Consider the following 5,682-nt stretch of genomic DNA (forward strand, 5'->3'; position numbering starts at 1 on the left):
TTCCTTACTTTAATGGCTGGAATGAATGGCCGATCGAGTTAGGTCATTCACTTCACGAAATGATCGGAACCGTCGTCGCGACGAACGGGAAGAAATGGAAAACGGGCGACCGCGTTCTGGCCGTCCCCGTCGCTCAGCAGGGCCTAGCCGAACGATTTATCCTCGACGAGAACCGTGCAATCTCCGTCGCGACCAACGTCCCGGAAGAACAGGCGCTCATGGCCCAGCCACTGGGGACCGTCATCTTTGCTCTCAAGAAGCTCCCTTCCCTCCTTGATCGCGACGTCGTCGTCGTTGGACAGGGACCCATGGGTCAGCTTTTCAACGCGGCCCTCAGAAATCTCGGAGCGCGTCAGGTGATCGGCATCGACCTGGTCCAGAACCGTCTTGAGACCAGCCCGCAGATGGGTGCCACAGCCACGATCTGCAACGCGAACACCGACCCGGTAACGGAAGTCAAAAAAATCCTGGGGGGCAGATTGCCTGACGTTGTGATCGAATGCGTGGGCCATGCCGATCAACAGTTCAATCTGTGCATCGATCTCTGCAGACCCGAGGGGCAAATTCTGTTCTTTGGCGTGCCACCCGAAAAGATCAATGATTTACGCTGGCGGGACCTGTTCTTCAAAAACATCTCTGTTTACACCTCCGTCGGTCCTGATTTCTCGAGAGACTTTCCATTAGCCATGCAGTGGATCAAAGAAGGACGAATCAACGTCGCTCCCATCATCACTCACCGGTTTCCCCTCAGTCGGCTCCAGGAAAGTTTTGAGCTCTTCCGAGATCGCAAAGAAGGGGTGCTCAAAGTCATCGTCACCTTCCCTGCGCTGGGAAAATAAGAGAAGCACCTGTCGCCCTCTTCGCCACTTGCAGCTCGAGCGTCAGCCGACCGAGCAATCCCATCAAACGGATCTTCGCCGGAACTCGTTCGCGGGATTTCCCGAAGTCGCGTCACAGAATGGGACTGTCGTTCTTACCGCTTTGTGAAGGGACGATCCCCCCCACTTGACGGGCCAGGACATCCTCGGACGGACTTGAGGAATCGGCTGAGTCGATCGATCAGCGGGTGGCATGTCGACCAGTCAGGTCGATGTCTTTGGGTTCCGGTGACTGGTCCGTGATGAACTTCCAGGTCTCTCCCATTTCCCGCATCGATGTGAAATCCACGGCCGAGTACTTCACATCGAGATGCGGAGTCGGCACGGGGATATTTTTCTCGTAGTGAGAATCCATCGCGGCCGCGAGTACCCCGGTCGTCAGCAACGTTCGCTCAACGGGATAAGGTGAACGCTGTTCGCGAATTAACGTCTGAATGGAATGTGACAGAGCTTTGAACAGATTCCGGTTCTGCCACGGGCCCACATAAAAGCTCGTCGCCAGAGGATCGGGACGCCCCGCCACCCGGCAGGCGAAGCACCATCGCGTCGAACTCGCTCCAACACGCAGCATTGTTCCCCGCAGTCCATCACGGTACTTGACCAGAATTGCATGGATGGGGTGCTGACTACCCGTCCCCGGTTCAATAAAGTCTTTGAGTGAGATGACCTCTTTTCCTTCCGCCGCACTCATCGCCGCCAGCGCCAACGCTGGACTCCAACGTCCTTCATCAGCGGCTTTCCAGACTTCGTCCCCTTCGAGGAAGTGCACCTCACTGACACCCGTTTCACCTCCGCGTCGCGACTCGACCATTGATTGCAGCACCTCGAGTGCGTGGAAGTCGTAGGACTCGATTCCGCCACTGTGAATCGAAACCGCTTCTTCGATCTCTGCATTGACCGGCATCTCGAGGGGTGGTCGTCGCTGAGCGAGTGGAACCGAGCTTCCCGCCATCAGGGGAAACTGGAGTTCCTTGGCTACCTGGTCCATCTCGGCCGCCCAATCCCAGCGATACGACAAATGCTTATCACTGAAAACAGGAACGGAGCGTCCCGACTGACGGAACACGGCCACAATCTCATCAAAGAACCGTTTGCGCGGATACATTCGCTGCTGCCGCTCGTTCATGGGATAGTCCCCGTGCTCGCCGATGGACACCACGCCATCGACAGCAAGCTCTTTTCCTCCCAGCGTCAGCGCCTCGGCAATGGTCGGAAAGATCTGGATCCCATAGCGCTTCGCGACATCCCGCGCCATGTCCCGCCCTTCCGGAAACTGGTCGACGTAAAAGCTGACGATCTCCATCCCCGATTCGGTCAGCTTGCCGTTGAAGTAATACGGTTCCAGAAAGTTCTCGACGATGACATGAGCGTGACTGCGATACGTGAATTCTGTCAGGACAAGAGCGACACGGGGCCGCGTAGCACGAGCGTGCGACTGGTCAGCGCGAACGCCGGGAACGATCCCTCCGGCCGTCGCCAATGACAAGGCGGCAGAAGTTCTCAACCACTGTCGACGATCCATTCGTTCGAATACATCCATCACGTCAGGCCCTCAGACTCACACGGGTGGTCACAGTCACTGCATTGCGACGGGCGATTAAACTTCGCTCGCAACAAGCAAAGAATCGCCTTCAGAAAAGTCATGCCATGTTCGCTCCTGTGCTGTCAACGCCGTGCAGCGACCCCGGCCCCCGGCAGGCGGGAATCCGAACATCAGATGGGGGTCCTCCTCTGCCATGGCCGCTCCGCTTCCATCCACCGGCAAGGACGAGCACCGTCGCATACCCTTACTTCTAATTCCGAACTCCCGCTTCAAGGGGCCGTGACGGTCCCTATCGCAGCAGCACGATGAGCGATAGTCTGGTGCTCCGTCGCAGTGACCGCGACCCGGACATCATGCCCTTGAGTCTGGACCAGCCTCTTCTCCCCCCTGCCTCGAAGACGACACCTATGCCGCTCATCGATCATCCTGAAGGTAACTATCGTTTCCTCCCCGGTATCGCCCCTTACTCGTGCGGAGTCGTCTCCAGCCCGGGGTTCGAGATCATTCACGTGACGTTTCTGAATCCCGTACCCTACCGAGCGGGATTCCAGCGGATCGAACAATTCCTGGCAGACAATTCTCGCCCGAAAGCAGCGCTCTGTGGAATCGAACTGAGGTCCCCAAAGCCGTTCACCTTTCCTGGCTTCTCTGCGTTTAATGCAGAGTACGCCGCTATCCTGAAAGACTGGGGCGTCTTTGTTAACGGAGTCAATCCTGTGGCCCGGACCAACGTAGCTCCGGTCGTGATGGCACCCGCCGAACCGGCCATGTACGGCTTTTCCCTCAGTATGCCCTGTACGCGAAAGCAGCCCGTGACTTTCATCGTCGCAGGAGGAGGCGAACTGCCAGAAGGAGTCCTCAACCGGGAAGGAATCATTGCTCTAGGGGACAAGTCAGAGGCAGGGATTCGAACCAAAGCCGAATTCGTCATGGATCTGATGGAGACGCGCCTACGGGGACTCGGCGCAGACTGGTCCCTGGTGAGTGCGATCAACGTCTATACAGCGCATTCCGTGACACCGCTGATCAAGGAGACCATCCTCGGCCGTGCCGGTACGGCCGCGATTCATGGGGCCGTCTGGTACTACAGCGCGCCGCCGATCGAAGAAATTGAATTCGAAATGGATCTGCACGGCACACGAACCGACCTGCGTATTGACTGAGCGGCCTCATCGCCGGAAATTCGACTTGGCCACCTTCAGGCCGTTTCCGCCAGGACTTCCAGTCGATGAAGGATCTTGCCGCGCAGCACCCAGATCACGACCGTGATCACCACGCTCGTCCCGAAGAACGCGCCACACCTCGCGTAAACATCCATGCGAGCGGTGAAGATGGAAATCACATAAAACCAGCCAGCCATGAAGCAGATTGTCAGAGTGGCCGGTATGGCCTTCCATCCAATGTAGAGTGACATCAGGATCAGCAGGTGCAGATAGCCGAAAACGCTCATTGCCACAGTGACTGTCCCCACCATCAACTCCATCGTCATCGTTGAGTGGATCGGAAAGTCATGAAACATGAACGTGAGGTAGATAAAGAGAAAGGGTGCCAAGATGGTTGGCGCCAGCCCTAATCCCCAGCCGTAAATTTTGTCCGCGTAGATCTGAGACAATGAGCGAGGTGTCTGCACCAGTGACGACCAGGTCTGATATCGGATCTCATCCCGAAACAACCGACTCACCGACCAGGTCCCATCCAGAATGCCGAACAGGGCGGCGTAGATGGCAGTCCATGCCGACACAAACCCCAAGTCAACTCCTGAATTTTGCCCTAGTATTAAAAAAAACATGACAGCGGGAACCGCGAGACGGACCACTGTCCAGAACAGCCCTCCATTGGAAAAGACGTACTCTCGCCAAATGATGGGCCTGGACCAGGCCCTGCGGGAAATGCGGCGCGTTCCCAGGCGTAATGGTGAGCGACCGCTTTGCACTTCCAGAATCGCCATCGAATCGAACTTCCACCACGCGAAAAGCAAGCATCCGATTCCAGCAACGATTCCGAACCAGACGGCGGGAGACCAGGCCGAGCCCTGAAATCCGCTCTCGGTCACCGTCATCAATTGCACAGGAAGGCTGACCGCTCCCACGGTTTCGCACATGGCCTGCCATTCTGGACGCGAACTGAGCGATGTGAGGAAAGGAGGCAGTGCGTAGAGGGCAACGACCGTCGCTGTCGTGCGAGCGGCACTCGCCCCATCGGGCCGGCAGACTGACATCGTGATCCCGATCGCCGCCAGCAGCCACAGGAACGCCACCAGCGCCGCGTAGCCCGCATACACCTGGGGCCACGAGATTCCCCCCAACGTGATAGCCACAATCGTAAACGGTAACTGCACGGCCACCAGCACCAATGCTTCTAAGAGCATCGCTCCGTTTTTTCCGATCGGAATGGAAAGCGGCGTGATGCCAGTCAGTCGCAGCAGTCCGATGGTCTCGCCCTCCTTCTCTTCCGTGACCGATTGAGAAAAGCCGAAGATTGCCAGGCTCGACAGGAAGAATGCCGTCGCCAGCAGTTGTGATTGAAAGAGCTGAAGCCCTGATGCAGACTTCCAGGTTGACCCCTGCGCAACGCAAACCATCTGGTAGAGCATGAGCATCAGACCCAGACGAATGGCATGAGCGCCTCGTTTTCTCGATTCGATTAACAGAGACAGCTTTGCTAACTGCAGTGCGCCCACCAGCATGAAGCTCTCCTCGCATCGTTCCGGCGATCGAACCGCTCTCCCACGGCCATTTCCGACCAAAACAGGGGGGACGTCCCCTATCGGTCGGGTGAGAAAATCAATGAGGGGCAATCCGCGGCGTGAGCCTGAATGCCTCTGTTCTTTAATCAATCCATTCGTAGCCAGCGTACCAGTCTCCGGTAGAAATGGGTAACAGCCGGCGTCACTTCTCTTCGAGACAGACGAACAACGTCGTGAGGACTCGTCGTACCCCATGTGCGGACCTCCACGTGCATTTCATTGCCAGGCTACCTCACGAAGGAACTCTCGCAACATGATCAATGCCACCAGTGTTTTTCTTGAGAGGTGGGCCGACATCTCCGGAACGCCGGAGGCCAGGGAACCATACGCCGCTGAACAGACCGCGGTCGGTCGTCCGTCATTCACGTCAAGGGAACTGGCAAACGGACTTGTCCCCGGTATCATCTGACAGAACCGAATGGCGTTCCCTCGGCCGGAACACCAAATTGGATTAATTCACTGGGAGTCGCACGTCTTGAAGCTGTTTAATCGTTTCCCGGCCATCATCCACCACG

Annotated in this window: 4 protein-coding genes; 2 read left to right on the top strand and 2 right to left on the bottom strand. The window is 57.1% G+C overall.

All coding sequences use genetic code 11. The features are described from left to right. Positions 1 to 839: zinc-dependent alcohol dehydrogenase (locus tag VGE80_RS02765; RefSeq protein ID WP_440591593.1), on the top strand; the 839-nt coding region annotated here is incomplete at its 5' end. Between the two features lie 220 nt (positions 840 to 1,059). On the opposite strand, the gene VGE80_RS02770 is transcribed toward VGE80_RS02765, so the two are convergent. Beyond that, positions 1,060 to 2,400 carry a hypothetical protein gene (locus tag VGE80_RS02770; RefSeq protein ID WP_440591594.1) on the bottom strand — a complete coding sequence of 447 codons (1,341 nt, stop codon included), beginning with the start codon at positions 2,398 to 2,400 and terminating at the stop codon, positions 1,060 to 1,062. Between the two features lie 326 nt (positions 2,401 to 2,726). On the opposite strand from VGE80_RS02770, the gene cnbZ reads away from it, so the two are divergent. Next, on the top strand, positions 2,727 to 3,584 hold the full coding sequence (gene cnbZ, locus VGE80_RS02775; RefSeq protein WP_440591595.1) for a 2-amino-5-chloromuconate deaminase CnbZ: 858 nt from the start codon (positions 2,727 to 2,729) through the stop codon (positions 3,582 to 3,584). 35 nt (positions 3,585 to 3,619) lie between these two features. Here cnbZ and VGE80_RS02780 read toward each other — a convergent pair whose 3' ends face one another. Further along, positions 3,620 to 5,107, bottom strand: a complete 1,488-nt coding sequence (locus tag VGE80_RS02780) for a hypothetical protein (RefSeq protein ID WP_440591596.1) — start codon at positions 5,105 to 5,107, stop codon at positions 3,620 to 3,622. Between the last annotated feature and the right edge of the window lie 575 nt (positions 5,108 to 5,682).

Origin of the sequence: Schlesneria sp. (genome assembly GCF_036405755.1) — a bacterium.
GTDB classification, from domain to species: Bacteria; Planctomycetota; Planctomycetia; order Planctomycetales; family Planctomycetaceae; genus Schlesneria; species Schlesneria sphaerica.

What these genes read in the sequence shown, in the direction of transcription:
- VGE80_RS02770 (WP_440591594.1), bottom strand. Translation starts at nt 2,400, where the DNA reads ATGGATCGTCGACAGTGGTTGAGAACTTCTGCCGCCTTGTCATTGGCG.
- cnbZ (WP_440591595.1), top strand. Translation starts at nt 2,727, where the DNA reads ATGAGCGATAGTCTGGTGCTCCGTCGCAGTGACCGCGACCCGGACATC.
- VGE80_RS02780 (WP_440591596.1), bottom strand. Translation starts at nt 5,107, where the DNA reads ATGCTGGTGGGCGCACTGCAGTTAGCAAAGCTGTCTCTGTTAATCGAA.